Source organism: Cryobacterium sp. Y57 (genome assembly GCF_002929505.1).
Lineage (GTDB): Bacteria > Actinomycetota > Actinomycetes > Actinomycetales > Microbacteriaceae > Cryobacterium.
This window is the reverse complement of record NZ_PJJL01000049.1, coordinates 1-26,862: the sequence shown is the minus strand read 5'-3', so window position 1 is coordinate 26,862 and position 26,862 is coordinate 1. Positions and strand designations below refer to the sequence as shown.

Here is a 26,862-nt window from a genome sequence, read left to right as displayed (position 1 = left end):
ACTATAACCATCACCGACGAATGCACGTTGTTAGAGCGGCGCTTCCAGTTTCGTCTTCAACGCCGCGAGGAACTCGGCCGCAACCGCGCCATCCAGGGCGCGGTGATCTGACGTCAGGGTCAGTTCGGCGATCGGGCGCCAACCCCCGCCATCCTCAGTCCAGACATTTCGGCGGATCGTGGCTCCAACCGCCAGGATCGCGGCCTGGGGCGCATTCACGATGGCATCGAAGCGGGTCACCCCGAGCATGCCGAGATTCGAAATCGTGAACGTCCCTCCGGTGATATCGTCGCGCCCCAGTCCGCCGGAACGTGCACGCCCGACGATGTCGCGCCTGCGCTGAGCGATCTCTTCAAGATCCAACTGATCGGCATTGTGAATAATCGGTACTGTCAGACCTTTCTCTGTGGCGACCGCTATCCCGACGTGAGCTCGGGGGAAAGATATGACCGCTTCGCCGTCGACGTGGACATTCACTGCCGGCACCACGGTCAGAGCATGCGCGGTTGCGCGAACAAGCACGTCAGTCACTGTCGCCCCCGGTACGACGACCTTGGCACGCCCTGCCTCCGTCATGTCGACCTCCACCGTGAGGTGGAACACCGGCGCTTCCCACGCCGTGACCATGCGCCGCGCTGCGGTTCGACGCATGCCCTTCAACTCGGTGCGCGCACCCTCGTCGAGATCGAGTGCTTGCGGCATCACGCCCGCGCTTCGGTCAAGACGGCGGTCGTCGAGGCGCCGGCACACCCGTACTCGCGCATCTTTGCGATCGTCGCTTCGATCATCTGGCGCTTTCCTTCAGACAGGGCATCTTCGAGCTGGCGGTCACCCTGGGCCCAGGTCTCTTCAATACCGCGGCGAAAGGCATGGCGCAGATCGGTATCGGCGTTCAGCTTGTGCACACCAGCCGCGATCGCGGCGCTGATATCCGACTCCGGTACTCCTGACGCTCCGTGCAGAACGAGGGGAACACCCGTGACATCCCGAATGCGCTGGATTCGTTCGATATCCAGGGGCAGGGGGTCACCGGACGTGATGCCGTGCATCACGCCTGCCGAGATCGCCAGGAAGTCGACACCGGTTTCCGCGACGAATCTTTCGGCTTCGTCGACGTTGGTGTAGTGCGCCGACCAGTCGATCCCGTTGGATGCATCGGGAATGCTGCCCAGTTCGGCTTCCACCGGAACGCCGAATGAATGTGCGACCTGAACGACGTACCGGGTAGTTTTCACGTTTTCTTCGAACGGCAAGTGGGAGCCGTCGAACATGATCGAGTCAAATCCGAGACGCAGGGCTTCGAAGACCTCGTCGTAGGTACCGTGGTCGAGGTGGATGACCGCATCCGCTCCCGTACCGTCGAGTTCATGACGGGTCATGAGGTACGCGGCCTCCAGGCCCAGATGTGGAACGATCGCCCGCCCGACCTGCAGGAACACTGGTGATTGGGCGCGAATCGACGCTTCGATCAGTGCTTGCGTGGTCTCGGGGTTGTGCATATTGAAACCACCTACTGCATAGCCACCTGCTCGGGCGCGGGCAACATAGTTTTCGGCTGTCTTCGTGGTCATCATGATCCTCTCGATTGGTTCAGTTGCGTGACCAGCACGTCAGTGCGCGGCCAGTATCGGAACGGAATTTTCAACCGTCCCGTTAGTCGGGTGAGGTGGTGCCGGTGGCATCATGCGGGCGGACCGTACAGCGGCCTGCCAACCGCCGTAGAGCTGGTCGCGACGATCGCTGCTCATACGAGGCTCGAATACTCGCTCCGCGCGCCACGTCTCGCGCACGAGATCTTGCGCGTTCCACAGACCTATTTCTGCCCCGGCGATATAGGCGACTCCGAGAGCGGTGCGTTCGAGGCCCTCCGGCCGAACAACCGGCAGGCCGAGGATGTCTGCTTGGAACTGGCACAGGAAGTTGTTACAGACTGCTTTTCCATCCACCTTCAGCGACGTCACGTTCATACCGCCGGCGCGCAACGCGTCAAGGTTGTCGCGCGTCTGGTAGGCCATGGCTTCAAGCGCCGCGCGAACGATTTGGTCGATGCCCGTGTCGAGAGTCAATCCAAAAATTGATGCGCGGACGTCTTTGTCCCAGTAAGGGTCGCAGAGGCCGGCGAATGCGGGAACAAAGTAGACGCCCTGAGTATCTGTGACCCGTTCTGCGATGCGCTCCATCTCCGCTATGGATCCAACTGCGCGCATCTTGTCACGCAGCCAATGCAGTGTCTGCCCGCTGTGGAACACCACCCCTTCGACTTCGTAGCTGGTGAGCCCGGGAATGTTCATCGCCACACTGGTGGTCATTCCGGGCAAAAGCAGTGGACTGCTCCCGACGTTGGCGACGAGCACGCCAGCGGTTCCAAACGTGTTCTTGACAGAACCCTCGTTGAAACATCCCTGCCCAAAGAGCCCGGCCTGTTGATCAGCGACGACCGCGTGGATCGGGATGTAATGGCCGACGCCGCCGGGCAGAATACTGGGGTCAAGATAGCCGAAATGTGAATTGGACGCACGCACCTCGGGGAGAAGCTCCTGTGGGATTCCGAAGACGTCGCACAGTCGGTCGTCCCACATGAGTTCGTCGATGTTGAGCAGTGCCGTTCGCGACGCTGATGTCGCATCGGTGACGTGCTCACGCCCGCCCGTGAGGTTCCAGACCAGCCAGGTGTCGACTGTTCCGGCAGCGTAGGCGCCCGTGCCGGCAAGTGCTTTGAGTCCCGGAACATTTTCGATGAACCACGCCAGTTTGGGGGCTGAGAAAAACGAGTCGTTCCGGAGGCCGGTGCGCATCCGGATCTCGGCGTCGAGCCCCAGGTCTGACCAGCGCTGCACGATCTCATCGGTCTGATGCGAAGACCACATGATCGCGTTGTGCACGGGGATGGAGGTAGAACGATTCCAGATCAGACAGGTTTCCCGGTGAGTTGTCACCCCGACCGTTGCGATATCACGCGCTGTCAGCCCCGACCGGGCCATGACCTCGTCGATCGCTGCCCGCATCGCAGTCCACAGCTGAGCTGGGTCAAGCTCGACCCAGCCGTGGTTGGGAAAAAGGGGCGTGAGTGAATTTGATGCCTCCGCGATGATCCGCCCGTCCGTATCGACGAGTACCGCCCGCGCGCTGCTCGACCCTTCGTCGAGCGCGAGAACATAGCGGCCTGTCATAGGTCCGCCCCGCTCTGGAGGGCGACGTCGTCGACGGTCAACTCACTTTCCCGTTCTCCGGATGTCACGCGAACGGGAATGTGCGCTGCGGGTCGGCCGGGGACTGCCAGGTGGCCGAGCCATTCAACGTAGCCCTCGATCTCATCCTGGATACGGTCTTCATCCCAGCCGTTGATCGCCGCCATGATCGTCGCGATCCGCTCGGCGCCCTCGATGCCGTGATCCGGTTCGAACGCCAGCAGGAGTCGTCTCGCCATGACGTCCGTGAGAGTGCGAGCGAACTCTTCAGTGATGGCGAAGACCACTTCAGCAGCCAGAGCCCCCGACTTCTCGTCGACGATCTCAGCAAGACTGACGTCGTTACTCACGAGAGCCGCTATGTTCGCTGCCCGCACTCCATACAGAGCGAGGAGGCGCTTCGCCACTAACGGTGGCAAAGCGCCGTTCGCAATGAACGCCTTCGAGAACGTCTCATAGTTTGCGACTCGAGCACCAGGAAGTGGGCTGGTCAGAGTGATTGTTTTGACCTTCTTGGCGCCCAGACTGCGAAGCGCCAGGTCGACGGCGTCTTCTGAGAGCTGCCGGAACGTCGTGAGCTTACCCCCGATGACGGAAAAGAGGCCCTCGACGCCGTCTTCAGCGTGGTCGTGGATGATATGGCTGCGCGGAATCTTCCATTCGGGCACACCCGGAGCGTAGGGCAGTGGTCGCACTCCGCTGTACGTGTAGAGAACATCGTCGGTGCTCAGTTTTGCGCCCGGCACCAGAGTGTTGACCTCGTTGAGAAGGTAGTCGATTTCCGACTGTTCTGCGCGAGCAGAGTCCGGCTCCTCGTCGTAGAGGTTGTCCGTGCACCCGATGAGGTATCTGCCCATCCACGGTATGACGAGGACCAGACGGCCATCGGCCTGCGACTCGTAGTACACGACGTCGCGCGGCGCCCCGGGGAAGGGAGCCACGATGATATGGCTGCCTTTGGAGCCGCCGATGAATCGGGGTGAACTGACTCCCCCAAAATCAGCCAGCAGGCGGTCGACCCACGGTCCAGCGGCGTTCATGACCACCCGTCCGCGCACGGAATGACGTTCTCCTGTGATCGAATCGGTGTACTCGACGCCGGTCACTCGAGAATCGGACTTCAACAGCCCATCGACTCGGGAGTGGGTGACGATGTCGGCTCCGTCACTTTGAGCTGCTACCGCCAGTTCAACACAGAGGCGCTCAGCATATTCAACCTGACCGTCGATGAAGACCGCGGAACCGGTGAGTCCGGCAGGTTCCATGCCGGTGAAGCGGGATAGCACCGCGCGCTTCGTCAGAATGCTGTGATTGGGTTGCTTCTTGTCCCATGAGAGTACGTCGTAGGCGATCATGCCGAGGCGGATCAACCACGACGGCCGCTTGTTGCGGGCGTAGAAGGGCATGAGAAGCGGCACCGGCTTGACCAGGTGCGGAGCAAGTTTGAAGAGGCGCTCGCGCTCCTTCAGGGATTCGCGCACCAGAGCGAAGTCCTTATGCTCCAGGTATCGGAGACCACCGTGGATGAGTCGCCCCGACCACGCGGACACGCCGCTGCAAATGTCCTCCTGGTCGATGACGATGGTTCGCAAGCCTCGCGCAGCAGCGTCGCGCGCAATGCCGAGTCCGTTAATGCCAGCACCCACGACGACGAGGTCGTAGGGTACGCGGGTGTCGCCGGCGTTCACTGAAGATGCGCTCATGGCTCCTCCTCCTTCGTTGTTTTCGTTGAGGCCCGCGTTTAGTCGGTTTCGATCACAGCGAGAATGGTGCGGACCTCGACTGAGGAACCTTCCTCGACCAGGATCTCAACCAGGGTTCCCGTGGCAGGTGACTCGAGGGTTTCCTCTACCTTCTCCGCCTCGACCTCCGCCAGAGGTTCGTCTTCATCGACGTGGTCGCCCACCTTCTTGAGCCACTCGACGATTGCCCCTTCACTCATTCCCATTCCCCACTGGGGAAGCAACACATCTATACGCGCCATTTGGATTCTCTTTCGTTATTAAACTGCGGCTGCGACCGGCTGAAGCGCCGGCAGGTCGACGACGCGCCGAATGGCGGCCGCGATGGTGGCCTTCGTCGGGTACATCTGCTTTTCGAGCGAGGGGCTGAAGGGAATTTGCATGTCCGGTGCCGTCACACGAATAATCGGGGCTTTGAGAGAATCAAAGATTTCTTCCGCGACGAGCGCACTGATCTCGGCCGCTGCGCCGCAGGTGCGGTGCGCGGGCTCGGCTACCACCAAGCGCCCAGTCTTCGCCACCGACCGCAAAATGGCATCACGGTCGAGTGGCACGAGCGTTCTCGGATCAATGACCTCGACGGACACGCCTTCCTGTGCGAGTTCTTCCGCTGCAGCCACAGCCTCGGGCACTGAGCTCGAGATAGCGACGACGGTGACGTCCGTTCCTTCTCTCGCCGTGCGTGCGACCCCAAGCGGAATCCAAAACTCGTTCTCGTCGACGTCCTCCTTTGCACTCCACAGGAGGCAGGCCTCGAAGCTGAGGATTGGGTCGTCGGAGTCGACCGCGGAGCGGAGCAGCCCTTTTGCGTCTGAGGGCGTGGCAGGGGCAATGATTTTCAGTCCCGGGACGTTCATGAACATCGGATACGGACGGTCCGAGTGGTGCGCGCCGGTGTTCAGTCCGTAGAACATGGCGGAACGGAAGACTACGGGCATCGAGGCCTGGCCGCCGAACATGTACCGGTTTTTCGCCACCTGGTTCACGAACTGGTCCATGGCCATGTACAAGAAGCTCGAGTAGGAGAGGTCGACTATCGGGCGCAGCCCGGTCATCGCAGCACCGGCGGCCGCGCCAACAATGCCCTCCTCGGAGATCGGGGTGTTGCGAATGCGGTTCTTGCCATACCGCTGCAGAAAATCACCCTTGTCGCTGCGGGATTTGCCGCCGCCGGTAGTGCCATAGACATTCGCTTCGACGTCTTCGCCGATGATGATGACGCGCTCGTCGGCGTCCATGGCCTCGCGCTGGGCTGCGCCGATAGCCCCCAAATAGCTCATCACAGTCATGCTGCGGACTCCTTGTCGGTGTAGAGGTCGTCGAAGGCGACCGAAAGATCGGGGTAGGGACTCGCGTCCGAGAATGCGACAGCCGCGTCGACCTCGGCGAGCGCCGTGGCCTGGAGACCATCGAGCTCATCGTCAGAGAATCCCTGAGATGCCAGATAGTGACGAAAGAGGATGATGGGATCCTTTTTCAACCAGGCCTCGCGCTCGCCGGCGTCTCGGTAGTCCGTGCCTAGTCTCAGCCCTTCGGAGTGTTCGTTATACCGGTAGGTCATGACCTCTACCAGGGTGGGGCCGTCCCCGGCGCGCGCCCGTGCAACCGCTTCGGAGACGGCGTCGTAGACAGCCAGAACATCCTGGCCTTCTTCAACTCTGATTCCGGGCATCCCGAATCCAGCGGCACGTTGGGAGATGACGCCCGATGTTACGGTGTGTGCCGGAGTGCTCAGCGCGTACTGGTTGTTTTCGCACAGAAAGATCATCGGGAGGTCCCACACGCCGGCCATGTTCATCGACTCGTAGAGGACCCCCTGATTGGCGGCTCCGTCGCCGAAGAAGGCAAGCGCTACTTTGCCGTTGTTCAGCACCTTCGACGACAGGGCTGCTCCATTGGCAATCGGGATGGACGACCCCACAATGCCGGACTCTCCGAGACTTCCTACCGCGAAGTCAGCAAGGTGGAGCGAGCCGCCCTTGCCTTTGCAGACGCCCGTCGCCTTGCCTGCAAGTTCAGCCATGAGTGGGCCGAGCGGTGAGCCTTTTCCGATGGGGTGCCCGTGGCTGCGGTGGTTTCCGCTCATGTAGTCACCGGCACCCAGGGCCATCGTGGCGCCGACAACCTGCGCTTCCTGCCCGATGCTGGTGTGAACAGTGCCGGGAATGTGGCCTCGTTTCACCATCTTGGATGCGCGCTCGTCGAACGCTCGGATTCTCAACATTCGCAGCTGCATTTCACGCAGGGTATCGTGTGCCAGTTCGGCCATTGGGAACCGCCTTTCTCTCGACTTCTTCGTCTGCGTTAAGGAGTGAATATTCATTCGTGTTATGAAACTCTATGCTACGCACTTCTCTGTCCCACTGCAAGCGATTTTGATGGGACATCAGACCAACCGAGTTGATGCCGCACAGCCGCTGGAATGACATGGTCCACTCGGTCAAGAATGTACGTGGGCTGGTCCGCTGCAGCGGTGCGCGCCACCGAGTCGAGGTCGGCGTCTCCGGTGAGCACGAGCGCAGAGTCCATCCGGGCATCCACGGCCATTTTCACATCCGTGTAGAGCCGATCGCCCGTCATGAGGCATTGCTCAGGCCGCAGCCCCAGGGTCGCCATCACCGTGTCCAGCATGATCACGCTGGGCTTACCGGCGTTGGCGACGCACGACACACCGGTGCACGCCTCGATCGCCGCGACAATCGCCGCCGCGTCAGGTTCACCGCGTCCACCAGGAAACGGGCAATAGCGATCCAAGTTGGTCGCCACCAGGATCGCTTCCCGCTTCCACAAAGCGTCGAATGCGATTTGAAGCTTGGAATAGTCGAACCCTCGGTCATAGCTCGCCAAGACGATGTCTATCTCAGCGGGGTTAGACGACGTCGGGATGCCCGCATTCTGCAGTGCCGTGATCAGCGGTTGTTCGGCAATCGGGTAGACCGTTTTGCCAGGGTGTTCACGCCTGAGCCAGGCGACCATGCTCACCACTGAGTTGACAACCTCCTCGGGAGCCACCTGAATGCCGAGTTTCGTGAGTTTGGAGACGTACATTGCCCGGTCGAGCGTTGGGTTGTTCGAGAGAAACACCACGCGTCGTTTCGTCTCGCGGAGGTGCGTCAAAAGCTGGAGCGCTCCGGGGAGAAGTTCCTCGCCCAGATAGATGGTGCCGTCCAGGTCGAACAGGTAAGCGTCGTAGACCCGTTCGGGCAGCACCCGCGGTTCATCGTCATCCGTCTGCGCCGCGGGTACGCTCAGGCCGGTCACCGTCGTTTTACTCACGCCATCACTTCGATCCGGTCGTGGAAGAAGGAGCGGAACGCGGGGTAGATCGCTGCGTATCGGCGGTAGAGAGCTTCGTAGTCGTCGGCCGCTTTCGGGTCGGGTTCATATCGGAACTCGGTGGCACTCATGGCCTCGGCGGCGTGGCGGATGCTGGGAAAAAGTCCCGCCCCGAAGGCCGCGAGCATGCCAGCGCCCAGACAGGTTGTCTCCCTCTGGCGCGACAATACAACGGGCCGGCGCAGAACATCCGCGATTATCTGACACCAGAGCGGGCATTGCGAGCCGCCTCCCATAGCGACGAACTCTTGCACGGTGTCCCCCGTTGCTTGCTCAACCTGGTCTTGACTCAGCCGCAGTTCGAAGGCGACGCCCTCCAGTACGGCGCGGTAGATGTGGGCGCGACGGTGCACGCCCTGAAGGCCCACCATGATGCCGCGGGCCTCATGGTCCCAGTACGGCGTAAGCGCTCCGTTCCAGTAGGGGACAACGTACAGGCCGTGACTGCCGCGAGGCACGACCGCCGCTTCGGACTCGAGGGTCACCTCGACCCCGCCGCGAAACTCCTCCGAGCAATGGGTGAACGTATCGATGAACCAGGAGATCATGTACGTACCTGCCCCCACGAAGGTCTCGTACGCGAAGCTGCCCGGAATCGTACCCAGCATTGCTCGATACGCCCTGTCGGGCTGGTACTGAGAAGAATACGTTCCAGAGATCAGGCCGGTACCGATATTAAGGTACGCCCGCCCCGGCGCCGCGACCCCGGCGCCGAGGCCTGCGCACTGTCCGTCACCGGCTCCCGCGACGATGAGCGTGCCAGGGAGCAGACCGAGAAGCTCGGCGGCATCGACGGTGAGGCCTCCGATGACGTCTCCGGGAAGGTGCAGCGTCGACAGTTGAGAGCGGTCGAGACCGAGGTGCGTCAGGACGGCTGCGTCGTAGTCGCCGGTTCGAATGTCGACGAGGCCGGTAGGGTCCATGCTTGCGGTCGAGGTTGCCCAGAGGCCGGTCATGCAGTGCACCAGATAGCCATGCACCTCGACGACGTGCGCCGTACGACGCAAATTCTCGGGTTCATGCTCGGCCATCCAGAGCAATTTATAGTACGAAACGGTTGTGTTTGGTGGCTTGCCGGTGCGGTCGTGTACATCGGCCGAACCAAACCGGTCCACTTGCTCGCCAGCCCGGGAATCCAGCCACAGCATCGCGGGTCGCACGGCTTCGCCGTCGTCGTCGAGGCACACGAAACTCTCTCGCTGGTGAGTTACGGTCAAGGACATAACACGTCTGAGGTCGAGGCCCGCGACCGCACTGCGCACCGCGCTTTGCATGGCTGTCCACCATTGGCGCGGATCTTGTTCGCCGCGCCCCGGCGCGGGGATGCTCAAGTCAAGTTCGGCCCGACCACTCGATACCTCGGTGCCATCCGCGTTCCAGACACTCGCTTTCGCGCCGGTAGTTGAGCAGTCCACCGCGATGACCACGCGCTCATCGCTCATGACGTCGGCTCACTCTGCGCCTGAAAGGCCTGCTCAATCACCACGTCCACGTCGGCCGGCGTCCACCAACCGAGGAGGAAGAGCAGGTCAATGACCGTGAAGCGGTCGCGCATGAACAGGCAATTCGCGACAGCCCACCGCCAGATATCCGGGGTGACCCATTCGACAAGGTCACCCGGCGTTGTGGGTGACCCCGCAGCGAGCAGACCGGCAGACAACGACGCGGGCGTGGGAACCGTGGCAGCAATCGCGACGCCATCGGAGATCGCGTTGGCGACGAGGCCCTTCATGCGTTCCGGGTCGGCGTTCCACGCCTTGATCTTGCGGGCGTAATCGGACCAGCATTCCTCACCGCGACCGCCGGTCTCATCGCATACCTCGAACGCTCGTTTCACGTGCTGTTCGAGGTCGCTCGCAGCGGGGAAACGTACTGTGATCTCACCCTCGGCCACTCGGCGGCGCAAGAGGTCCCATGCTGCGGACGCAACCTGAGTTGCGACGCCAACCTGAGCTCCGTGGAGGCCGATCGGTAAATTGTGGGCGGCGGCATACATGTCGAGCATGTGCGAAACGACGTGCTCGACACCGGAGAGGCAGGCCGTGGTACCCGCAATCCCTGTGCCCATTCCACGAATGGCGAGCATCCGGGTCAAATCAAGCACGGCTTCGGGGGCGCCGTCGGCGAGGCCGTCCACCCAGGTGGCGGGGTCGCCGGCAAACTCGAGCAGGAAATCCCTCGGGGTCAGCCGAAAACTGTTATCGAAGCCCAAGCGGTTGGCGAGTTCCCAGTCAGCAGGAGCGGTGTAGAGCGAGAGCACCTCACCAAAACCGGCAGTGTTCATGGCAACGGGTGCGTCTGCGATTGTCGTGATGTCGGCGAGCACGACGTCGGGCCATCGGGAGGGGATAGTGCGCTTCACTCCGTTGCGCAGGACCACCGAGACGTTGTCGGTAAAGCCGTCGACGGATGCTGCGGTTTGCACGATCACGAGCGGGATTCCACCCAGGCGGTCAGTGGCCACTTTTCCGATGTCGGAAACAGTACCGCTACCGATCGCGACGGCGCAGTCATACCCGTCAATTGCCGCCGTCGCAGTGTGGAGCGCGTCCTCGTCGGCGTGCAGCTGTCCCCCGTGGCCGAGCACGACAATCTCGATCGTGAACGCTTCGGCAAGAAGTTCGCACAGTTGCTGTTTCAGGTCACGGCCATCGCGCAGGATGGCCGTCTCATCGACCAGCACTGCGACTCGACGCGTTCCTGTCGGTCCGTCGGCTACCAGGCTTTTCACCGCTGGGACTAAACCGAAGCTTGCTTGAGGCGAGATCACGAGTGCGCGGATGCCGAGCGGAACCAGGTCGACCGCATCGGCTGTAGAGGCGATGACCGCGCGAATCGCGTCGAGGTCGGTGGGATCGGTGATTGAGGCGAATGTACTCATGTGTGCCTTCTACTCGACTTTCGGTCAGTGAGAACCGCGGCGGCGATAACGGCGCCAATAACCACGGGCTGGAGGTTGGCGGAGACGTTCAGAAGCGACATTCCGTTATTCAGGACTCCGATGATGAGGAGTCCGACGAACGTGCCCAGAAGACTGCCCGACCCGCCAGAGAGGCTGGCACCGCCGATGACCACGACAGCGATAACGTTCAGGAGGTCAGCAGCGCCAGCGGTGGGCTGAGCGGAGTCGAGTCGTGAGGTGACCAGGAGACCTGCTACTGCCGCTAATAATCCGGCGATGGTGTACACCAAGATTTTGGCGCGGCGCACGGGAAGTCCGGAAAGTCGAGCCACCTCCTCATTTCCGCCGATCGCATAGAGCGCACGGCCCGACGGCCGGAACTTGAGCCAGAATGCGGCAATAGCGAATATCGCGACGAGAATTACGCCCTCGATCGGGACGCCGAGAATGCTCGTAGCTGTGATCGCAATGAACCAGTCGGGGAACCCCGTGATTGGGTTGCCATTCGTGATGAACAACGCGAGGCCAGCCGCTGCGGACATAGTTGCCAGCGTTGCGATGAACGGTTGCAGTTTGCCGTAGGCGGTCAGGATGCCGTTGATGAGGCCGACGAGGGCGCCCACGATAAGGCCCGCAAGGAGCGCGACTTCGAAAGGCCAACCGGCCATTTTGTACATTGCGGCCATGGACATCGAGCTGAGCGCCAGCACGGAGCCAACGGAAAGGTCGATACCGCCCAGGAGGATGATCAGTAGCGCTCCGACCGACATGACGCCGACAGCGGAAACCTGGCTCAGGATATTGAGCAAGTTGCGAGGAGTCAGGAAGTATGGGGACAGAAATGAGAGTGCGACGAATATCACGATCAGGCCGATCAGGGGACCGGGAATTTGGCTCATTATTCGCCGGAACCGGTTCGTGTTGACGGACCCAGCAGACGCAGGCGCGACCTCGTCGTGGGCGGAAGAAGAGTCTGGCCGAGGCGGCGTGACGTTGCGGTCGATTATGGCCATGGTTCAGTTCTCCTGCGTTCTGATCGTCGTTTGATACTCTGCTTCGCCGTCGATCGGCGACTCCAGTGGGGATTCTTTTGGGACGTTGCTGAGCGCGAGGGCCATGACGGCTTCCGGTGTCGCGTCGGCGCGATCGAGAATCGCCCGCTGGAGGCCACCGGACATCACGAGCACGCGGTGCGACAGACCGAGTACTTCTTCGAGTTCTGATGAAACGACGATGACGCCGACGCCGGTTTCGGCCAAGGCTCTGATGGTCTCGTAGATCGTCATCTTCGCTCCGACGTCGACCCCCCTGGTGGGCTCGTCGAGGATGAGTACTTTGGGCTCGTTCACCAGCCACTTCGCCAGCAGGACCTTCTGCTGATTTCCGCCGGAGAGAGAGCCCACTGGGATGTCGAGCCGTCCGCGGATGTCCAGGAAGTCGCGCAGCTTGTTCGCGGTGGATGTCACCTTCTTCTTGGTGATAATTCCGGCTGAACTCAGCTCTTTTTCCCACGGGAGGGTGATGTTTTCGGCACCGGTTCGGTCCAGGTTGAGTCCTTGGCCTTTCCGGTCTTCGGGAACCATCGCGATCCCAGCGTCGATTCCCGACCGTGGGTTCCTGATCTGAACGACCTCGCCGTGCACCTTGATTTCCCCGGCGTCGGCTTGATCCGCCCCGGCGATGGTTCGCACGACCTCGGTTCGGCCAGCTCCCACGAGTCCAGCGAAACCGAATATTTCGCCCCGGTGAACATCGAAGTCGATGCCCGCGAATACTCCAGCTTTGCTCAATCCTGTGACGGACAGTGCAACTTCGCCGGTAGCGGGCTGTGGCGCACGGTGGGAAAAAACAAAGTCGCGGCCGACCATCGCCTTGACCATTTCTTCTTTCGTGATCTCGCTTGCCGGCCAATTTCCGACCAACGCACCGTCCCTGAGGCACACGATCGTATCCGCGACTTCTTTGATCTCTTCCAAGCGGTGGGAAATGTACACGATTCCTACGCCACGTTGTCTCAACGCTGCGATCTGAGCGAAAACATGTTGAGTTTCGGACTGACCGAGGGAAGCCGATGGCTCATCGAAAATGATGTATTTCGGTTCGCGGGAGAGGGCGCGTGCGATCTCGATTTCCTGCTGCGCCGCGATGGAAAGTCCGGCAACGGGGCGGCGCGGATCAGTCTGTGAACCGACAAGCTCGAGGTATTCCCTCGCCTCGTCGTTGATGCGATTGCGATCGATCACTCCTCGTCGACGAGGCAGCCTCCCGATAAAGATGTTCTCCGCTACCGACAGCTCCGGAACCATACGAATCTCTTGATGAATAAGCGCGACACCATTTTTTAAGGCATCTGAGGGCCGAGTTGGTTCGTAAGGAACGCCGTCAATGGTCATCGAACCGCCGTTGGCTTCAACTATGCCCGCGATAATCGACGACGTTGTCGACTTTCCGGCCCCGTTCTCGCCGATAAGTCCAATGACAGTTCCAGGCCGGAGCGTAATGTCAACGCCCTTGAGTACCGGAACTCCCCAGTAGCTTTTGGAGAGCCCCATACAAATGAGACCCGAAGAATCTTCGTTTGCCTGGCCGTCGTGAATCGTGTGTGCGAGTGTCTGTACCACTGTCATCCATTCATTGCGATCGCAATAGAACCGGTGGAAGACGGTCAAACGCGGTTGACGCGTCTTCCACCGGCGGCTGTTCGATTACTTGAAGTTAGGACCGTAGAACTTCGCGGGATCGTTGTCAGCGACGTTCTCACCGGTGACGAGCACCGTGTCCTGGTACTGGAGTTTGGGAATGTCTCCGCCGTTTCCCTCGGCAATCTTCACCGCGTCCTGGACCGACAGCTGCCCCATAAGGTACGGCTGCTGCGCCATTGTGGCCTGGGTCAATCCGTCTGCGACCGCCGTGAACATTGTCGGGAATCCGTCGATACCGACGAAGACCAGGCCGGTGCGGCCTTCCTGCTGTGCAGCCTTGGCTGCGCCCAGAGCCATGGCGTCGCTTTCGCCGAAAATTGCTTTCAAGTTGGGATTTGCCGTCAGGATATTCTGTGCGGCGGTGAATGCCTTGGTTTCGTCCCAACCGGCTGATTCTTGAGCGACGACCTTGACGTCGGGATAGTTGGCCAGTGCTTTTGCGCAGCCTTCGCTGCGCTGCAACTCTGCGGTGGAGCCAAGCGGGCCTTGGAGGATCGCTATGTCGCCGGTGCCGCCGAACTGGTCGAACATCCAGGTGCACAGCTTCTCGGCTGCCGCGACGCTGTCCGTCGCGATGTAGGTCGCCAGTTTGCCGTTGCCAGACTCAGGCTTTTGGTCGACGGCAACGATCGGAATACCGGCGTCATTGGCCAGCTTGACGCCGGCTGCTGCTGACGTCGCGTCTTGGGCGATGAAAATGATCACGTCGACCTGCTGAGTGATCAAATCCTGAACCTGGTTGACCTGTTGACCGGAATTGTTATTGGCGGAGAGCGTGACGAGTTTATAACCGGCTTCGTCTGCAGCCTGCTTCATTCCGTCTACGGCTGCGACGTAGAACAGTGATTTTTGGTCCGCGACTGCAATCCCAATCGTTTTGCCATTATCACTGCCGCTTCCGGAAGCGCCTGTCGAGGAGACAGTCGGGCTGCAGCCGGTGAAGAGTAGAGCGGCCGATAAAGCCGCTGCGGTCGCGATCATACGTTTTGGGCGAAATTTAAAACTCTGCATGCGTTTCTCCTTTGAAACAGTTCACGGCTCGTAGCATATTTATTCATAAGCTGATCGACCATGCGGCCTTGGTCGAGTGTGGCACGCCCCCCAAAGGTCTGTCAAGAACCTGCCCTGGTTCAGACCCAACGGCCTACCCGACTGAGCACGAAGGCCGTGAAGAATTCGACGGCGGCGCTGGGTCCAATGGACCAGTGGTGCTGTTCGAAGAACTCGAGAATGATGGTCGGCGAGCTTGGTCGGCGAGCTTGGTCGGCGAGCTTGGTCGGCGAGCTTGGCAAAATATCACCGGCCGCCGTCGCGGGGATGAACGCGGTTCGGTCGGCCGATGCCGTAGCCGAGCTGGTCGCCCAGCGCCGCCGAGAGCGCTTGGCCGGGATCACGACCCAGAGCGGCCAGCTGATCGCCCCGCCCAAGGTGAGAACGTCGCTGAAGTGAGAACGTCACTGACCAACAGCAGGGCATTGCCGGGAAGAAAGACGCCTTCCTCCCAAAATACTGAGATTCGGGCGGAGCTCGTTATCAATTGTGGGAACGAGTCCAGAATGATAAGCATGACGAAACTGTCTCGCGCCTCGCTGGTGAGCGGAGCATTTGTGCAACTGGCTGACGCGCTGGTGGGAGAGTACGACTCTGCTGACCTCCTGCGTACTTTGGTCGATCAATGTGTCGTGCTGCTCGACGCCACGGCAGCGGGTCTTCTCCTGGCGGACCAACACGGCAATCTTCAGGTCATCGCCTCCACGAGTGAGGAAAGCCGTCGGGTTGAAGTACTGCAAAACGAGGCCGGTGCCGGTCCATGCGTCGACGCTTATCGATCCGGCACGGTCGTCACCCTGAGCGATATTGCAGCGGATGGTAACGACTATCCCGATTTTCAGGCAGCAGCGCTAGCCCAAGGTTTTCAATCCGTACACGCCATTCCGATGCGCTTTCGTCCAAGTACAATCGGCGCACTGAATCTGTTTCGAAGTCACAAAGGTGCGTTGAGCGATGAGGATGCGGTCATCGGGCAGGCCTTGGCCGACGTGGCGACCATCACTCTCCTTCACGAACGCACTGCTCGAAAAAACGCGACGGTGAACGCTCAGCTTCAACACGCACTGAACAGCCGAGTTTTCATCGAGCAGGCAAAGGGCGTCATTGCGGCACGCAACAACATCAATATGGATGAGGCCTTCAAGCGTCTCCGCGCGCACGCCCGTTCACGCCAGGAGCCGATGCACAGAAGCGCCGCTGACGTGATCAACAATCTGATTCTGATTTAGGCCATGTATCCCTGCGGCGCCAGCTGCGCCAGTGGTCAAAACAATCGCCAGCAGGGAATCGCCCGAGCCGCCGCTACTCGGGAGAGACCACAAACAATCAGCTTGGACTGCTGCACCTCGTGCATACGATGGGCCACTGGTACCTGTCGTTTGCCATGAATATGGGACCACCGTAGGCGGTTTTCTGCCAGGTTCATGGGACCACCTGAATAGCCAGTTATAGGACCACCCGGCGAGTCGTGCCGGTGGGTTCTTCGCGCAGCTGTTTGATCATCGCGTCAGCGTTTCTCGCCGTGGAGGAGTCATCGGCTATGGGATTCAGGGAGGTCAGTGTGAATGAGATCAGGGAAGTGCTGTGGGGGTGGCTGGACAGGGTCGGGCTGCGCGTCGTCGCCGAGCGTGCCTGCGTGGATCGCAAGACCGTGCGGCGCTATGTGCTCGCGGCGCAAAAGGCGGGGTTGGAGCGATCGGCCAGTGTCACGGCGCTAACGGACGAGATCGTCGGTGCGGTCGTTGCCGCGGTGCGACCAGCCCGGCCCAACGGCCACGGCAGCGCCTGGGAGGCATTACTGGAGCGCGAGGCGCAGATCAAGGTCTGGGTCGCTGGTGATGGCCGTGACCATCCGGCGCTCTCGATCGTGAAGATCGAGGAGCTGCTTGCCCGGTCGGGCTGCATGGTGCCGTATCGGACGTTGCATCGCTTCGCGACAGAACGCTGCGGGTATCGGCTCCGCGACGTCACGGTCCGCGTCAACGCTGGCGAGCCGGGCTCGGAGTTGCAGCTCGACTTCGGTCAGATGGGATTCATCACTGACGCGGACACTGGGAAACGCCGGCGCGTGCACGCGCTGATTTTCACCTCCGCGTACTCACGTCGCATGTTCGTCTGGCTGTCTTACTCGCAGACCCTCGCCGCGGTGCTCGCCGAGTGCGAAGCGGCGTGCGCCTTCTTTAACGGGGTATTTAGGGTCCTCATCCCCGATAATTTCAAGCCCGTCGTCATCGCTGCCGACGCAGTCAACCCGAAGTTGTCGTCAGGGTGGCTCGACTACGCCCAGCACGCCGGGTTCGTCACCGACCCTGCCCGCGTGAGGGCACCTAAGGACAAACCCAAGTTCGAGCGGGCGGTGCAATACGTGCGCGCAATGTCTGGGCCGGAGAGACCTTCGCCACCCTCGAACAAGCCCAGGACGCCGTCACCCGGTGGTGCCCTGATCGGCCGGGGATGCGGATCCATGGCAGCACCCAGGCCCGCCCCGCTGAGCTGTTTGCCCAGGCCGAGGCACAGGTCTTGCTGCCGGTCCCGCCGGTGTATGACGTGCCGATGTTCACCCGGGTGAAGGTGCACCTGGACCTGCACGTCGAGGTGGGGAAGGCGTTGTATTCGGTGCCGGGCAGCTACCTCGGCCGGGACCACGACGCCCGCGCTGACCGAGCTCTCGTCAAGCTTTATGACAGCGGCAAGCTGGTGCGGATCCACCCGCGGCAGGAGCCCGGCGGGCGGTCCACCGACCCGGCCGACATCCCCACAGGCAAGGCAAGATATGCGCTCCGTGACCTCGATCTCCTCGTCGCGACGGCTGCGGGCCACGGCCCACGGCCCACGGCCCACGCATCTTATACAGCCCAGATCCTCGATGACCCACGGCCGTGGGCGCGCATGCGGGCCGTTTACCGGCTGCTGGGTTTGGTGCGTCGTTACGGCGCCGACCCCGTCGAGACGGCTTGCGCCCGGGCGTTGGAGCTCGACGTGGTCTCGGTCATGAAGATCGAGTCGATGCTGCAACGCGCGACAGAGAACACGATCCCGCTGCTGCCCGCCCGGACCGACAACGCCAACAGCGCCCGGTTCGCTCGATCCCCCGCCGAATATGCCGCCCGGCGGCGCGCCGATCTGGCCAGTTCCGGGACCAGCCTCACCAGTCTTGGGACCACCCCGGTCGTTGAACGAATGATCCCCACCGCCAGGGCCACGGCCACGGCCCGAGCGACGTCCGGCACTGGCTTGACTCTGAGCCCCGGCCTGTTCACCCTCATCGTTCCCGACACCGAAATAGAGATCCCCTCATGAGCGTCACGACGACCAAACCCACACCGACCGCGCCCCGGCCGGTCGATCCCATCAGCACCAACCTCGCCCACACGTTGCGCACATTCAAGCTCTCCGGCCTGAAGGACACTGTCCCTGAACGCTTCGCCCTCGCGCGTTAACACAGCATGGGCCACGCCACGTTTCTCGAGCTGCTCCTCATGGACGAGGGCACCCGGCGCGAGGGGCGCTCCGGAACCCTCCGTGCCGCCAAAGCCGGCCTCGACCCCACCATGCGCATCGAGACCTGGGATGAATCAGCGGACCTCCGCTAAGACCGCATGCTCTGGTCCGATATGGCCAGCCTCCGCCTTACCGAGGCCGCCACCAATGCCCTCATCCTCGGCCCCGTCGGCGTCGGGAAAACCCCCCTCGCCACGGCCCTGGGCCACACGGCAATCCGCCGGCATCTCAGCGTGAGCTACTCGCGGGCCGACAAGCTCTTCACCCGGCTCCGCGCCGCCCGCCTCGACAACACCCTCGACGCCGAAATACGCCGCATCACCGCCGTCGACCTCCTGATTCTCGACGACTTCGCCCTCAAGCCGCTCGACGCTACCCAGACCAGCGACTTCTACGAACTCGTCGTCGAACGCCACCGCAAGAAGAGCACCATCTGGGTGTCCAACCGCGAACCCTCCGAATAGCTCACGATGACCATCGACGCGCTCCTGGCCCAATCCGCCGTCGACCGCCTCACCTCCGGAGCGCACCACCTCATCGTCGAGGGCCCCCATACCGGCAACGCCAGCGTGTCGCCCTTGACACGGATCGAGGTGTCCGCAATGCTCAGTGACCACTCCAGGTGGTCCCATACTCCTGTCAACAGGGTGGTCCCCTATCCCTGGCTAGCGACACTTCACTCCACAACCGGAGGTCCTCACCCACGTTCAGTGACTACAGCATGTCGTCATATTTACTCAACCAACCTCCCTGGGCAGTACAGCTAGGTGGTCTCGCGTGGAACGATTCGGCATGGCAGCAGCTCGACACCGGACCGAGAATCACCGTTGATGGCATCAAATAGTCGGCGCGCTGCCAATGCACCAAGCGCCTCCAGGTTCATGTCCACGCTCGTTAGCTGGGGCCGAGATCCAGTCGTGAAGACCTCCCAGTTGTCGTAACCCATCACTGCGACCCGCCCGGGCACGGTCCAGCCCGCCTCCCGCACGGTTTCGAGTACGCCGCGGGCGATCTGGTCATTCCCGCACAGGATTCCGTCGACCTCGGGATGCTGCTCGATCAACTGGGCTGCTGCGTTGCGTCCCCATTGTTCAGTCCAGGAGCCGAACTGGGCGCCACCGACCAGTGGCAGGCCATGACTCGACATGGCTCTTTCGATGCCGCGCACGCGATCCTGTGATGCTGCATAACCGGTTTCACCGGTGATGTGGGCGATATGACGCCGGCCTCGAGAAACCAGGAACTCTGCGGAATCTGCGCCTCCTTGCACGTTATCGGGCACGAGGGAGAGATCATTCTCGTCGGTTGAGGGGGCGTAGACATATACGACAGGTACCGGCAAGTTCCGACCAAGTGATGGCCGTGGATCCGTACGCGAGCCCACCACGATCAGACCGTCAACGCGCCGGCTAAGCAGTGCGTCGAGGTGGTACTTCTCCCGGATGGCATCGCCGCGCGCATCGCACAGGAAAACCGACATTTTCCCTTTGCCAAACGCATCCTCGGCTCCCATCAGAATCGGCAGGGAGAAGCGACCGTCGAGGTCGCCGGTTATTAGCCCGACGGTGCCGGTCTGCCCGGCCAGCAGCCCGCGAGCGAGCGCGTTGGGAGTGAACGAGATCCGCTCCGCAGCAACGAGTACGCGGGCACGGGTGTCCGGATGCACTTGGTCGCGACCGTTCAGTGCTTTCGAGGCGGTGGCGACTGAGACACCGGCCAGCCTGGCGACATCGCGCAGGGTGGAGCGGGGTTGCGGCTTGTCTGTGGTCACCATAGCGGCGCCCCCTAGCGTTTCGATTACTGCGGATGCTCGGCGGCACGATCCGGACCGCGGGCAAGTCTCCGCGAAAAGACGGAACCAAAAGTTTTTCGGTTGAGTCGACAGTACACGGTTGACGGCAGCCATTGCTGGCTGATACATTCGCCGAAAACCTTTTCGGTACATTTCGTGGATGTTATTCGCATCGCGACGCACCAATCAACGACGATTCCAGACAAGGAACTCACATGGCAGTGAAATCCGCGCGCAACAGCCGCATCCGCGCATTCTCTTTGGCGGGCGGTGCAATTGCCGTTTCGGCAGCGCTCGCCCTCACCGGGTGCACCCCGACATCATCAGGTGGATCCGCTGGCGACAGCGACACCATCACGGTGTGGCACTACTTCAGCGATGAGAACCAGGTCAAGGTCATGACCGACTATAAAGACCTCTTTGAGAAGAACAATGACGGTGTCACAGTTGAGAACGTCTTTGTTCCCTATGACCAACTGAACTCGAAGCTCATCACCGCAGTGGGTTCGAAGACCGGACCCGACGTGGTCGTGTTCAACGGTGCAGACGCCTCGGCGCTGGCTCTGGGCGGCGCTCTCGCCCCCATCACCGAACAGTGGGGTGCCTTCGCCGACAAGAACCAGTTCCCCGAGGCCGTCGTGCACTCTCTCGAGGACGATGTCTATGCCGTTCAGGGCTACGTCAATCTGCTGGGCCTTTGGTACAACCAGGACATCCTCGATGAGGTTGGCGTTGAGCCGCCCACGACGATGGATGAACTGAACGCCGCTCTGGCGACCGTGACCGCCGCAGGCAAGAGCGGCATCACGTTGTCTGGCTTGCCCCAGTCACAGGGAGAGTGGCAGGCGTACCCGTGGCTGACGAGCTTCGGATTCAACTACGACAAGCCCGAGGCCGCACCGCTCGAGGACGCCTTCACGATGATCCAGTCCTGGACCGGGTCGGGTTCACTCACGCGCGAGGCCGTGACCTGGGACCAGACGGTTCCGTTCCAGACTTGGGCGGCGGGAAACGTGGCGTTCGCCCAGAACGGGAACTGGCAGCTCGGAACCGCTCGCAGCGACGCCGACTTCAAGTATGGCGTCGTGCCACTTCCAGTCGGCGACAGCGGAAAGGTCTATCTCGGTGGCGAGGGCCAGAGCATCGGGGCGTTCAGCGCGAACCCGGAACTCGCCTGGGACTACTTAGAGCAGACCTACTTCAGCGAGGAAGGACAGGCCATCGCGCTGAGCGGGGTCGGCAGCATCCCGAGCCGCCTGGATGCCGCATCCGCCCCCGAGGTGACCGAGGATCCGATCCTCGCGGCGTTTGCCCAGTCGCTCGAGCAAAACGGGGCGAACTATCCGTCACCGGCCGTGCCGGCGGTGTCTATCGCAGACCAGCAGCTCGTCGTGGGACAAATCTGGAGCGCCGTCATCGGTGGCCAGATGACACCTGCCGAGGCCGCAACGAAGCTCGTCACTGACCTTGAGCAGTTGCTCGCGCAGTAGACCCGGTACACAACGAGGCGAGGTAGGAAGTCCATGTCAACAGATCTGACGGTCTCAGGGCCGGCACGGCGTACTCCAGCGCCGCCCGGCCGGGCGCCCCGGTCGGGCGCACGCTGGCACGCAGCCAAACGCAAGAGGCTCGCCTTCGCCCTGCCAGCAGGGATCTTCCTCCTCGTCTTCTCGTTCTTTCCGTTGGCCCAGCTGGCACGCATGAGTGTCAGCGACGTGACCGCGCGAACGCTCAACCAACCGTGGGAATTCGTCGGAGTGGACAACTTCGTTGGCAGCGCGGCCCAGGGTTCTCTCTTCCCGACTCTGGGCAACACCATCGCGTTCGTTCTGATCGTCACTATCATCGGACTGGTCGGAGGGCTGGCCGCTGCGATCTTGCTCAGCACGAGCAACCTGCTCTCTGCCTTCGTGCTCGGCCTCATGGTCTTCATCTGGGCCCTTCCGCCTGTGGTGAACGGAAGCGTCTGGAAGTTTCTGCTTGGCGACGCCGGCCTGATCAACTCCGTCATCACCGGGGTGGGGCTCACGCAAGACGCCGTGCCGTTTCTCTACGACGACAGATTCGCGCTCTTGTCGGTGGCGATCGTCAACTCCTGGGCCGTGGTGCCGTTCAACGCGCTCGTCTTCCGTGCCGGAATTCTCGGCATTCCCGCGGAAACCTTCGAAGCGGCACGGATCGACGGCGCGAGCCGGTGGCAGGAGATCCGGTACATGATCATCCCCGCCGTGCGGCCGACCACGCTTGTGCTCGCCGTTCTCACGATCGTGTACGCGTTCCGGTCCTTCGACTTCATCTTCGTCATGACCTACGGCGGACCGGGCGTCTCAACCAACACACTGCCGTTCCTGAGCTACCTGCAGGCGTTCGTACGGTTCGATTTCGGCATGGGGGCCGCGACCGCAGTCATCTCGGTGCTACTCGTGCTCGTGCTCGCCGTGATCTACGCACGCAGCGTTCGCGCCGAGGAGGCCAACTCATGAGCATCATGATCCCCACGCGGGATGCGGCAGCCGTACCGTCGGCCACCCCACACCCACGCCCACGCCCACGGCGACTTCGTCGTCGATTCGAACCCATCGCCGGCCCGTTGCGCGTGGTGCTCCTGCTCGTCTACGCCATCCCTATCTTGTTCATCGTGTTGACGTCGTTGAAGGACCCGAGTGACGTCATCTCCTCGCAGTCGTCGTTCCTGTTCACACCCACGCTCGAGGCTTACACGGCCGTGCTCGCCAACCAGGGTCTCTTCATAGCCATGCAGCAGTCGCTGACGATCGCAACAGGAACAACGGCGCTCACGCTACTCGTGGCGATTCCGGCCGGCTATGGACTGGCGCGGGTCGACTCCCGCATCACGACTATCGGCCTCGGCCTGCTGATCGTGTTGCAGATGGTTCCACAGACCGCCAACGTCATCCCGCTGTACCAGATTTTCGGGGCGTGGGGATTGCTCGACCAGAACCTCGGCGTGATCGTCGCCGATACTGCTCTTCTGGTACCATTCGCCACCCTGCTGCTGCGGCCGTTCTTCCGCTCGGTGCCTGAAGCGCTCGAAGAAGCCGCATCGATCGACGGCGCGAGCACAATGCGCACCTTCTGGTCGGTTATGCTTCCGATCGCCCGCAACGGCGTCGCCACGACCGGCACTCTCGTCTTCCTGATGTCCTGGGGCGAATTTCTCTATGCGGTCAATTTCTTCCTCTCACCCGGGAATTACCCGCTGAGTGCGCTGCTGGCCCAGCAAGTTTCTGCGTTCGGCATCAACTGGCCCGGGCTGATGGCATTGGCCGTCATCACATCGGTGCCCATTCTCATCCTCTTTGTTTTCACTTACCGGCTGCTGCGTGAAGGACTCACGCTCGGCGCGGTCAAGTAGCCAACTTTTCGCCGATAATCCGCACTGGAGACCACCATGACCGTACGCACCCCCCTGCCAGCAACCGCGTTTCCCGTCTCCCCGTCACGAGGTGCGCTCCGCCCTCTCGCGCTGTCAGCGGTGCGGATCGAGAGCGGTTTCTGGGCAGACATGCAAGACCTGAACGCCTCGGCCATAATTGGCCACTGCGAAGCCTGGATGGAGAAGGTCGGCTGGATCGGCAACTTCGACGCCGCCGTGGAGGGACGTTTGCCAGCGGATCGGCGTGGTCGCGAGTTCTCGGACTCCGACGTGTACAAGCTTCTCGAGGCGATGGCCTGGGAGGTCGGCCGCACCCAGGACGAAGAACTTGACGCCCGTCTGCGTGCGCTCGTCGCACGCGTCGGAGCTGCCCAGGAGACGGATGGCTATCTCAATACCCGCTTCGGCCGGCCCGGCCAAGGGCCGCGCTACTCCGATCTCCAGTGGGGCCACGAGCTGTACTGCTACGGCCACCTCCTGCAGGCCGCCGTGGCGCGAGGGCGCACGGCGGGCGACGACGCACTCGTCACCATCGCCCGCCGCGCCGCCGACCACCTCTGCGAGGTCTTCGGCGTGGGTGGCATCGAATCGATCTGCGGGCACCCCGAGGTAGAGATGGCGCTGGTCGAGTTCGGCCGATACACGGGAGAGAACCGTTACATCGACCAGGCTCGGTTGTTCATCGACCGTCGTGGGCACGGCCTGCTCGGCGACATCGAGCTCGGCCCGAGCTACTACCAGGACGAGACTCCCGTGCGTGACGCCGAAGTGTTGCGCGGGCACGCCGTGCGAGCGGTCTATCTTGCCGCTGGTGCCGTTGATCTGGGCGTGGAAGACGACGATGCCGGGCTGATCGCCGCGGTGTCGACGCAGCTGGCGCGCACCGTCGCCCGGCGGACCTATATAACCGGAGGGATGGGCGCCCACCATGAGGGCGAATCGTTTGGTTCGGACTTCGAGCTGCCGAGCGATCGTGCGTACTCCGAAACCTGCGCCGGTATCGGTTCAATCATGCTCAACTACCGTCTACTTCTGGCGACCGGTGAAGAACGCTACGCCGACATGATCGAACGCACCTTGTACAACGTGGTCGCGACGTCTCCCGCGGCTGATGGGCGCGCGTTCTACTACACCAATACCCTCCATCAGCGGGTGCCGGGTTCAACGCCGTCCGCTGAGGATCCGAGTCCACGAGCATCCTCCAGCTTGCGCGCGCCGTGGTTCGATGTGTCCTGCTGCCCCACCAATGTCGCCCGCACCCTGGCAACGCTGGGATCTTACTTTGCCACGTCGACTTCAAACGGACTTCAACTGCACCAGTACGCGGCCGGGGAAGTGTCCGCGGCCCTCGATGGCGGTCCGGTTGTCGTGCGCGTTGAGACGAACTACCCCCGCGATGGCGAGATTCGGATGGTCGTGACCGAGACCCTCGACGCCGAGTGGGACCTCTCCCTTCGTGTGCCCGCCTGGGCGACAACTGGAGCGCAGCTCCGGGTGGATGGCGAGTCCCGGGATGTGGCCCCGGGCACAGTCTTGACCCGCCGAGTGTTCACCATCGGCGATGAGATCACGCTCATCCTCCCCGTGGCAGCTCGTTGGACCACACCGGACCCGCGGATTGACGCGCTCCGCGGCCAGCGGGCTGTCGAGCGGGGGCCGGTGGTCCTCTGTCTTGAATCGACGGATGTCCCATTCGCCGGCAGCGTCGACAATCTGCGAATCACTGGGGAGCTGAACGACGTCGACGGTGTCGTGACCATCGGCGTGCGCGGCATGGTGGCACCGGACCTTGCATGGCCGTACGGGATTGACGCACCGGAAGTATCGCCGGAGATCCAGAGCGTGCAGCTCTTGCCGTATTACTCTTGGGCGAACCGTGGCCCGTCGTCCATGCGTGTGTGGCTACCGACCGAGGGCGACGCTGCGGTCGTCTGACGCGAAGCAGATCGTTCCTGACTACGGTCTGGGGCGAATACTCTTACCGTCACCGCGGCCCATTGGTGATGTCGCTACTGGACGTTGTGACCGTGTAGGCGCGGCGGCCATTGGGAATTTCTGGCTGAGCGTCGATTCCCTGACTCCCTCGGCTTTACACCCGCGGCCGGTTTGAGATCGGCCCGGCACCCAGTGCCGGATCGACGATGGCATAATCCGCATCAGTGCGACGGGTCCCCTACTGGATGGCGCTGATTGTCCAACCCGCGCGATGCGATTGGCCAGCTGCCAGGCTCACGAGACCGTCATGGGAATTGAAAGCGTCCGGCGCGCACGTCATCGGTTCGACAGCGAGACCCACCCGGTCGTTCTCTGATCCGGGGAGATCAGCGGTGTGAATTTGAACCCACGAGCATGAGGCATCAAAAGTCATCGACACACCTCCCCCGTCGCGTTCTCTTAGTTCGATGGTCACCAAGCCGTTGTCGCGGCTCAAAGCGGTGAAGGCATGGTCAATTTGTGTCCAGCCGATCTCGCGCGGTTCACGAAAATCAAAGGTGCTTTCTTGCACCGGAGCAAGCGCAAGCGGGAGTAGCCGGTCGTCGCTGACCTGAAGGTACTGTTCTGCGGGGAGTGACAGAATCCAGCTATTCAGTGTTGAGTCTCCGGCCCGCAGATAGGGATGCGGGCAGACCCCATACGGGGCAGTGGCTGCACCCACATTCGTTGCAGCGACCGACGTTGAAAGCCCAGCGAGAGTCACAGAATATGTCACGGTCATTGCCAAGTGAAACGGATAGCCGACGCTGGGCAGCAAATCCAGACCAAGAGTAACTTCATCTGCCGTGTGGGAGAGGAGATGCCACCGCTCGCCAAATACCAGGCCGTGAAGTGCACAATTGCGGATCGGTTCATTGATCGGTAGGTGATGCACGACGCCATTCACTTCGTACTCCCCATCCGCAATCCTGTTGGGCCAGGGTGCTGCCACCGCTCCGCGGTACGCAATCATGGGTTCGTCGACGGCGAAGCTGACGATGAGTTCGCGGCCCAGAAATTCCAGCTCGCGCAGGCACGCGCCTATTTCGGTGACGACAGCGCGGTAGCCGAAGCCCTCGATCTCGTATTGCACACTACTGGCACCGGTAAAGGTCCTCATTCCCCACCGCCCCTTACAGGCCTTGTGCCAGTCGGTAGTAGGCCTGGTTCCAACGCACTTCGCGCGTGAAATCACGTTGGGTGGTGGTCTTATCGATCACGAGCAGCTCGGTGCGAGCTATCTCGGCGAAATCATGGAACACTTCGATGCCGACGGCG

Annotated in this window: 26 protein-coding genes; 10 read left to right on the top strand and 16 right to left on the bottom strand. The window is 61.8% G+C overall.

Annotated elements, in window-relative coordinates; translation table 11 throughout:
* Window positions 1–30: 30 nt before the first annotated feature.
* The 14 genes from CXY72_RS02750 to CXY72_RS02685 form a co-directional block, all read right to left on the bottom strand.
* Window positions 31–702, bottom strand: coding sequence for a 2-oxo acid dehydrogenase subunit E2 (locus CXY72_RS02750; protein ID WP_104126187.1), 672 nt, complete (start codon window positions 700–702; stop codon window positions 31–33).
* A complete protein-coding gene (locus CXY72_RS02745) occupies window positions 702–1,574 on the bottom strand; it encodes a class II fructose-bisphosphate aldolase (RefSeq protein ID WP_199183929.1) in 873 nt (290 codons plus the stop codon). Before CXY72_RS02745 ends, CXY72_RS02750 begins: the two co-directional genes overlap by 1 nt.
* 36 nt (window positions 1,575–1,610) lie before the next feature.
* A complete protein-coding gene (locus tag CXY72_RS02740; protein ID WP_104126186.1) occupies window positions 1,611–3,170 on the bottom strand; it encodes a glycerol kinase GlpK in 1,560 nt (519 codons plus the stop codon).
* On the bottom strand, window positions 3,167–4,891 hold the full coding sequence (locus CXY72_RS02735) for a glycerol-3-phosphate dehydrogenase/oxidase (RefSeq protein ID WP_104126185.1): 1,725 nt from the start codon (window positions 4,889–4,891) through the stop codon (window positions 3,167–3,169). The genes CXY72_RS02740 and CXY72_RS02735 overlap by 4 nt, the downstream gene beginning before the upstream one ends.
* 38 nt (window positions 4,892–4,929) lie before the next feature.
* Window positions 4,930–5,172 carry a biotin/lipoyl-containing protein gene (locus tag CXY72_RS02730; RefSeq protein ID WP_104126184.1) on the bottom strand — a complete coding sequence of 81 codons (243 nt, stop codon included), beginning with the start codon at window positions 5,170–5,172 and terminating at the stop codon, window positions 4,930–4,932.
* 18 nt (window positions 5,173–5,190) lie between these two features.
* A complete protein-coding gene (locus CXY72_RS02725) occupies window positions 5,191–6,219 on the bottom strand; it encodes an alpha-ketoacid dehydrogenase subunit beta (protein ID WP_104126183.1) in 1,029 nt (342 codons plus the stop codon).
* Window positions 6,216–7,199, bottom strand: a complete 984-nt coding sequence (locus CXY72_RS02720; RefSeq protein WP_199183928.1) for a thiamine pyrophosphate-dependent dehydrogenase E1 component subunit alpha — start codon at window positions 7,197–7,199, stop codon at window positions 6,216–6,218. The genes CXY72_RS02725 and CXY72_RS02720 overlap by 4 nt, the downstream gene beginning before the upstream one ends.
* Before the next feature lie 74 nt (window positions 7,200–7,273).
* The gene (locus CXY72_RS02715; RefSeq protein WP_233197623.1) at window positions 7,274–8,206 is read right to left on the bottom strand and encodes an HAD-IIA family hydrolase; all 933 of its coding nucleotides are present in this window, start codon (window positions 8,204–8,206) and stop codon (window positions 7,274–7,276) included.
* A complete protein-coding gene (locus CXY72_RS02710; RefSeq protein WP_104126182.1) occupies window positions 8,203–9,708 on the bottom strand; it encodes an FGGY-family carbohydrate kinase in 1,506 nt (501 codons plus the stop codon). The genes CXY72_RS02715 and CXY72_RS02710 overlap by 4 nt, the downstream gene beginning before the upstream one ends.
* The gene (locus tag CXY72_RS02705; RefSeq protein WP_104126181.1) at window positions 9,705–11,147 is read right to left on the bottom strand and encodes an iron-containing alcohol dehydrogenase; all 1,443 of its coding nucleotides are present in this window, start codon (window positions 11,145–11,147) and stop codon (window positions 9,705–9,707) included. The genes CXY72_RS02710 and CXY72_RS02705 overlap by 4 nt, the downstream gene beginning before the upstream one ends.
* On the bottom strand, window positions 11,144–12,067 hold the full coding sequence (locus CXY72_RS02700) for an ABC transporter permease (RefSeq protein ID WP_233197622.1): 924 nt from the start codon (window positions 12,065–12,067) through the stop codon (window positions 11,144–11,146). Before CXY72_RS02700 ends, CXY72_RS02705 begins: the two co-directional genes overlap by 4 nt.
* 117 nt (window positions 12,068–12,184) lie before the next feature.
* A complete protein-coding gene (locus CXY72_RS02695) occupies window positions 12,185–13,795 on the bottom strand; it encodes a sugar ABC transporter ATP-binding protein (protein ID WP_104126179.1) in 1,611 nt (536 codons plus the stop codon).
* 78 nt (window positions 13,796–13,873) lie between these two features.
* Window positions 13,874–14,851, bottom strand: a complete 978-nt coding sequence (locus CXY72_RS02690) for a substrate-binding domain-containing protein (protein ID WP_233197621.1) — start codon at window positions 14,849–14,851, stop codon at window positions 13,874–13,876.
* A gap of 149 nt (window positions 14,852–15,000) precedes the next feature.
* A complete protein-coding gene (locus CXY72_RS02685) occupies window positions 15,001–15,297 on the bottom strand; it encodes a hypothetical protein (RefSeq protein ID WP_104126177.1) in 297 nt (98 codons plus the stop codon).
* Between the two features lie 18 nt (window positions 15,298–15,315).
* Here CXY72_RS02685 and CXY72_RS02680 point away from each other — a divergent pair, with 18 nt between their 5' ends.
* From CXY72_RS02680 to CXY72_RS19750, 6 genes are all read left to right on the top strand, one after another.
* Window positions 15,316–16,149: a GAF and ANTAR domain-containing protein gene (locus tag CXY72_RS02680; protein ID WP_370446196.1), complete on the top strand. Its 834-nt coding sequence runs from the start codon at window positions 15,316–15,318 to the stop codon at window positions 16,147–16,149.
* Between the two features lie 332 nt (window positions 16,150–16,481).
* The gene (locus CXY72_RS19770) at window positions 16,482–17,489 is read left to right on the top strand and encodes a DDE-type integrase/transposase/recombinase (protein WP_199183927.1); all 1,008 of its coding nucleotides are present in this window, start codon (window positions 16,482–16,484) and stop codon (window positions 17,487–17,489) included.
* Window positions 17,474–18,220: a hypothetical protein gene (locus tag CXY72_RS19765; RefSeq protein ID WP_199183926.1), complete on the top strand. Its 747-nt coding sequence runs from the start codon at window positions 17,474–17,476 to the stop codon at window positions 18,218–18,220. Before CXY72_RS19770 ends, CXY72_RS19765 begins: the two co-directional genes overlap by 16 nt.
* Window positions 18,217–18,360: a hypothetical protein gene (locus CXY72_RS19760; protein WP_199183925.1), complete on the top strand. Its 144-nt coding sequence runs from the start codon at window positions 18,217–18,219 to the stop codon at window positions 18,358–18,360. The genes CXY72_RS19765 and CXY72_RS19760 overlap by 4 nt, the downstream gene beginning before the upstream one ends.
* Before the next feature lie 6 nt (window positions 18,361–18,366).
* Window positions 18,367–18,513, top strand: coding sequence for a hypothetical protein (locus CXY72_RS19755; protein ID WP_199183924.1), 147 nt, complete (start codon window positions 18,367–18,369; stop codon window positions 18,511–18,513).
* A 6-nt stretch (window positions 18,514–18,519) separates the two neighbouring features.
* Window positions 18,520–18,885: an ATP-binding protein gene (locus CXY72_RS19750; protein ID WP_199183923.1), complete on the top strand. Its 366-nt coding sequence runs from the start codon at window positions 18,520–18,522 to the stop codon at window positions 18,883–18,885.
* 299 nt (window positions 18,886–19,184) lie between these two features.
* On the opposite strand, the gene CXY72_RS02665 is transcribed toward CXY72_RS19750, so the two are convergent.
* Window positions 19,185–20,195 (bottom strand): LacI family DNA-binding transcriptional regulator, encoded by a 1,011-nt coding sequence (locus CXY72_RS02665; protein ID WP_104126175.1) that lies wholly within the window; start codon window positions 20,193–20,195, stop codon window positions 19,185–19,187.
* Window positions 20,196–20,428: 233 nt separating this feature from the next.
* On the opposite strand from CXY72_RS02665, the gene CXY72_RS02660 reads away from it, so the two are divergent.
* Genes CXY72_RS02660 through CXY72_RS02645 form a run of 4 tightly spaced genes read left to right on the top strand, consistent with a single transcriptional unit; the run spans window position 20,429 to window position 25,545 of the window.
* Window positions 20,429–21,703, top strand: a complete 1,275-nt coding sequence (locus CXY72_RS02660) for an ABC transporter substrate-binding protein (RefSeq protein ID WP_104126174.1) — start codon at window positions 20,429–20,431, stop codon at window positions 21,701–21,703.
* A 33-nt stretch (window positions 21,704–21,736) separates the two neighbouring features.
* Window positions 21,737–22,696 carry a carbohydrate ABC transporter permease gene (locus CXY72_RS02655; RefSeq protein ID WP_104126173.1) on the top strand — a complete coding sequence of 320 codons (960 nt, stop codon included), beginning with the start codon at window positions 21,737–21,739 and terminating at the stop codon, window positions 22,694–22,696.
* Window positions 22,693–23,589, top strand: a complete 897-nt coding sequence (locus CXY72_RS02650; protein ID WP_104126172.1) for a carbohydrate ABC transporter permease — start codon at window positions 22,693–22,695, stop codon at window positions 23,587–23,589. The genes CXY72_RS02655 and CXY72_RS02650 overlap by 4 nt, the downstream gene beginning before the upstream one ends.
* Before the next feature lie 36 nt (window positions 23,590–23,625).
* Complete coding sequence (locus CXY72_RS02645) at window positions 23,626–25,545, top strand: glycoside hydrolase family 127 protein (protein ID WP_104126171.1); 1,920 nt, start codon at window positions 23,626–23,628, stop codon at window positions 25,543–25,545.
* Window positions 25,546–25,783: 238 nt separating this feature from the next.
* On the opposite strand, the gene CXY72_RS02640 is transcribed toward CXY72_RS02645, so the two are convergent.
* Window positions 25,784–26,704 (bottom strand): aldose 1-epimerase family protein, encoded by a 921-nt coding sequence (locus CXY72_RS02640; RefSeq protein ID WP_104126170.1) that lies wholly within the window; start codon window positions 26,702–26,704, stop codon window positions 25,784–25,786.
* Window positions 26,705–26,862: the final 158 nt, after the last annotated feature.

Coding starts and splice junctions, on each gene's coding strand:
- CXY72_RS02730 (WP_104126184.1), bottom strand. CDS start 5,172: ATGGCGCGTATAGATGTGTTGCTTCCCCAGTGGGGAATGGGAATGAGT.
- CXY72_RS02710 (WP_104126182.1), bottom strand. CDS start 9,708: ATGAGCGATGAGCGCGTGGTCATCGCGGTGGACTGCTCAACTACCGGC.
- CXY72_RS02720 (WP_199183928.1), bottom strand. CDS start 7,199: ATGGCCGAACTGGCACACGATACCCTGCGTGAAATGCAGCTGCGAATG.
- CXY72_RS02660 (WP_104126174.1), top strand. CDS start 20,429: ATGGCAGTGAAATCCGCGCGCAACAGCCGCATCCGCGCATTCTCTTTG.
- CXY72_RS02695 (WP_104126179.1), bottom strand. CDS start 13,795: ATGACAGTGGTACAGACACTCGCACACACGATTCACGACGGCCAGGCA.
- CXY72_RS02650 (WP_104126172.1), top strand. CDS start 22,693: ATGAGCATCATGATCCCCACGCGGGATGCGGCAGCCGTACCGTCGGCC.
- CXY72_RS02640 (WP_104126170.1), bottom strand. CDS start 26,704: ATGAGGACCTTTACCGGTGCCAGTAGTGTGCAATACGAGATCGAGGGC.
- CXY72_RS02740 (WP_104126186.1), bottom strand. CDS start 3,170: ATGACAGGCCGCTATGTTCTCGCGCTCGACGAAGGGTCGAGCAGCGCG.
- CXY72_RS02645 (WP_104126171.1), top strand. CDS start 23,626: ATGACCGTACGCACCCCCCTGCCAGCAACCGCGTTTCCCGTCTCCCCG.
- CXY72_RS02655 (WP_104126173.1), top strand. CDS start 21,737: ATGTCAACAGATCTGACGGTCTCAGGGCCGGCACGGCGTACTCCAGCG.
- CXY72_RS02700 (WP_233197622.1), bottom strand. CDS start 12,067: ATGAGCCAAATTCCCGGTCCCCTGATCGGCCTGATCGTGATATTCGTC.
- CXY72_RS19750 (WP_199183923.1), top strand. CDS start 18,520: ATGCTCTGGTCCGATATGGCCAGCCTCCGCCTTACCGAGGCCGCCACC.
- CXY72_RS19755 (WP_199183924.1), top strand. CDS start 18,367: ATGGGCCACGCCACGTTTCTCGAGCTGCTCCTCATGGACGAGGGCACC.
- CXY72_RS02665 (WP_104126175.1), bottom strand. CDS start 20,195: ATGGTGACCACAGACAAGCCGCAACCCCGCTCCACCCTGCGCGATGTC.
- CXY72_RS02735 (WP_104126185.1), bottom strand. CDS start 4,891: ATGAGCGCATCTTCAGTGAACGCCGGCGACACCCGCGTACCCTACGAC.
- CXY72_RS02690 (WP_233197621.1), bottom strand. CDS start 14,851: ATGATCGCGACCGCAGCGGCTTTATCGGCCGCTCTACTCTTCACCGGC.
- CXY72_RS19765 (WP_199183926.1), top strand. CDS start 17,474: ATGTTCACCCGGGTGAAGGTGCACCTGGACCTGCACGTCGAGGTGGGG.
- CXY72_RS02745 (WP_199183929.1), bottom strand. CDS start 1,574: ATGATGACCACGAAGACAGCCGAAAACTATGTTGCCCGCGCCCGAGCA.
- CXY72_RS02750 (WP_104126187.1), bottom strand. CDS start 702: ATGCCGCAAGCACTCGATCTCGACGAGGGTGCGCGCACCGAGTTGAAG.
- CXY72_RS02705 (WP_104126181.1), bottom strand. CDS start 11,147: ATGAGTACATTCGCCTCAATCACCGATCCCACCGACCTCGACGCGATT.
- CXY72_RS02725 (WP_104126183.1), bottom strand. CDS start 6,219: ATGACTGTGATGAGCTATTTGGGGGCTATCGGCGCAGCCCAGCGCGAG.
- CXY72_RS19760 (WP_199183925.1), top strand. CDS start 18,217: ATGAGCGTCACGACGACCAAACCCACACCGACCGCGCCCCGGCCGGTC.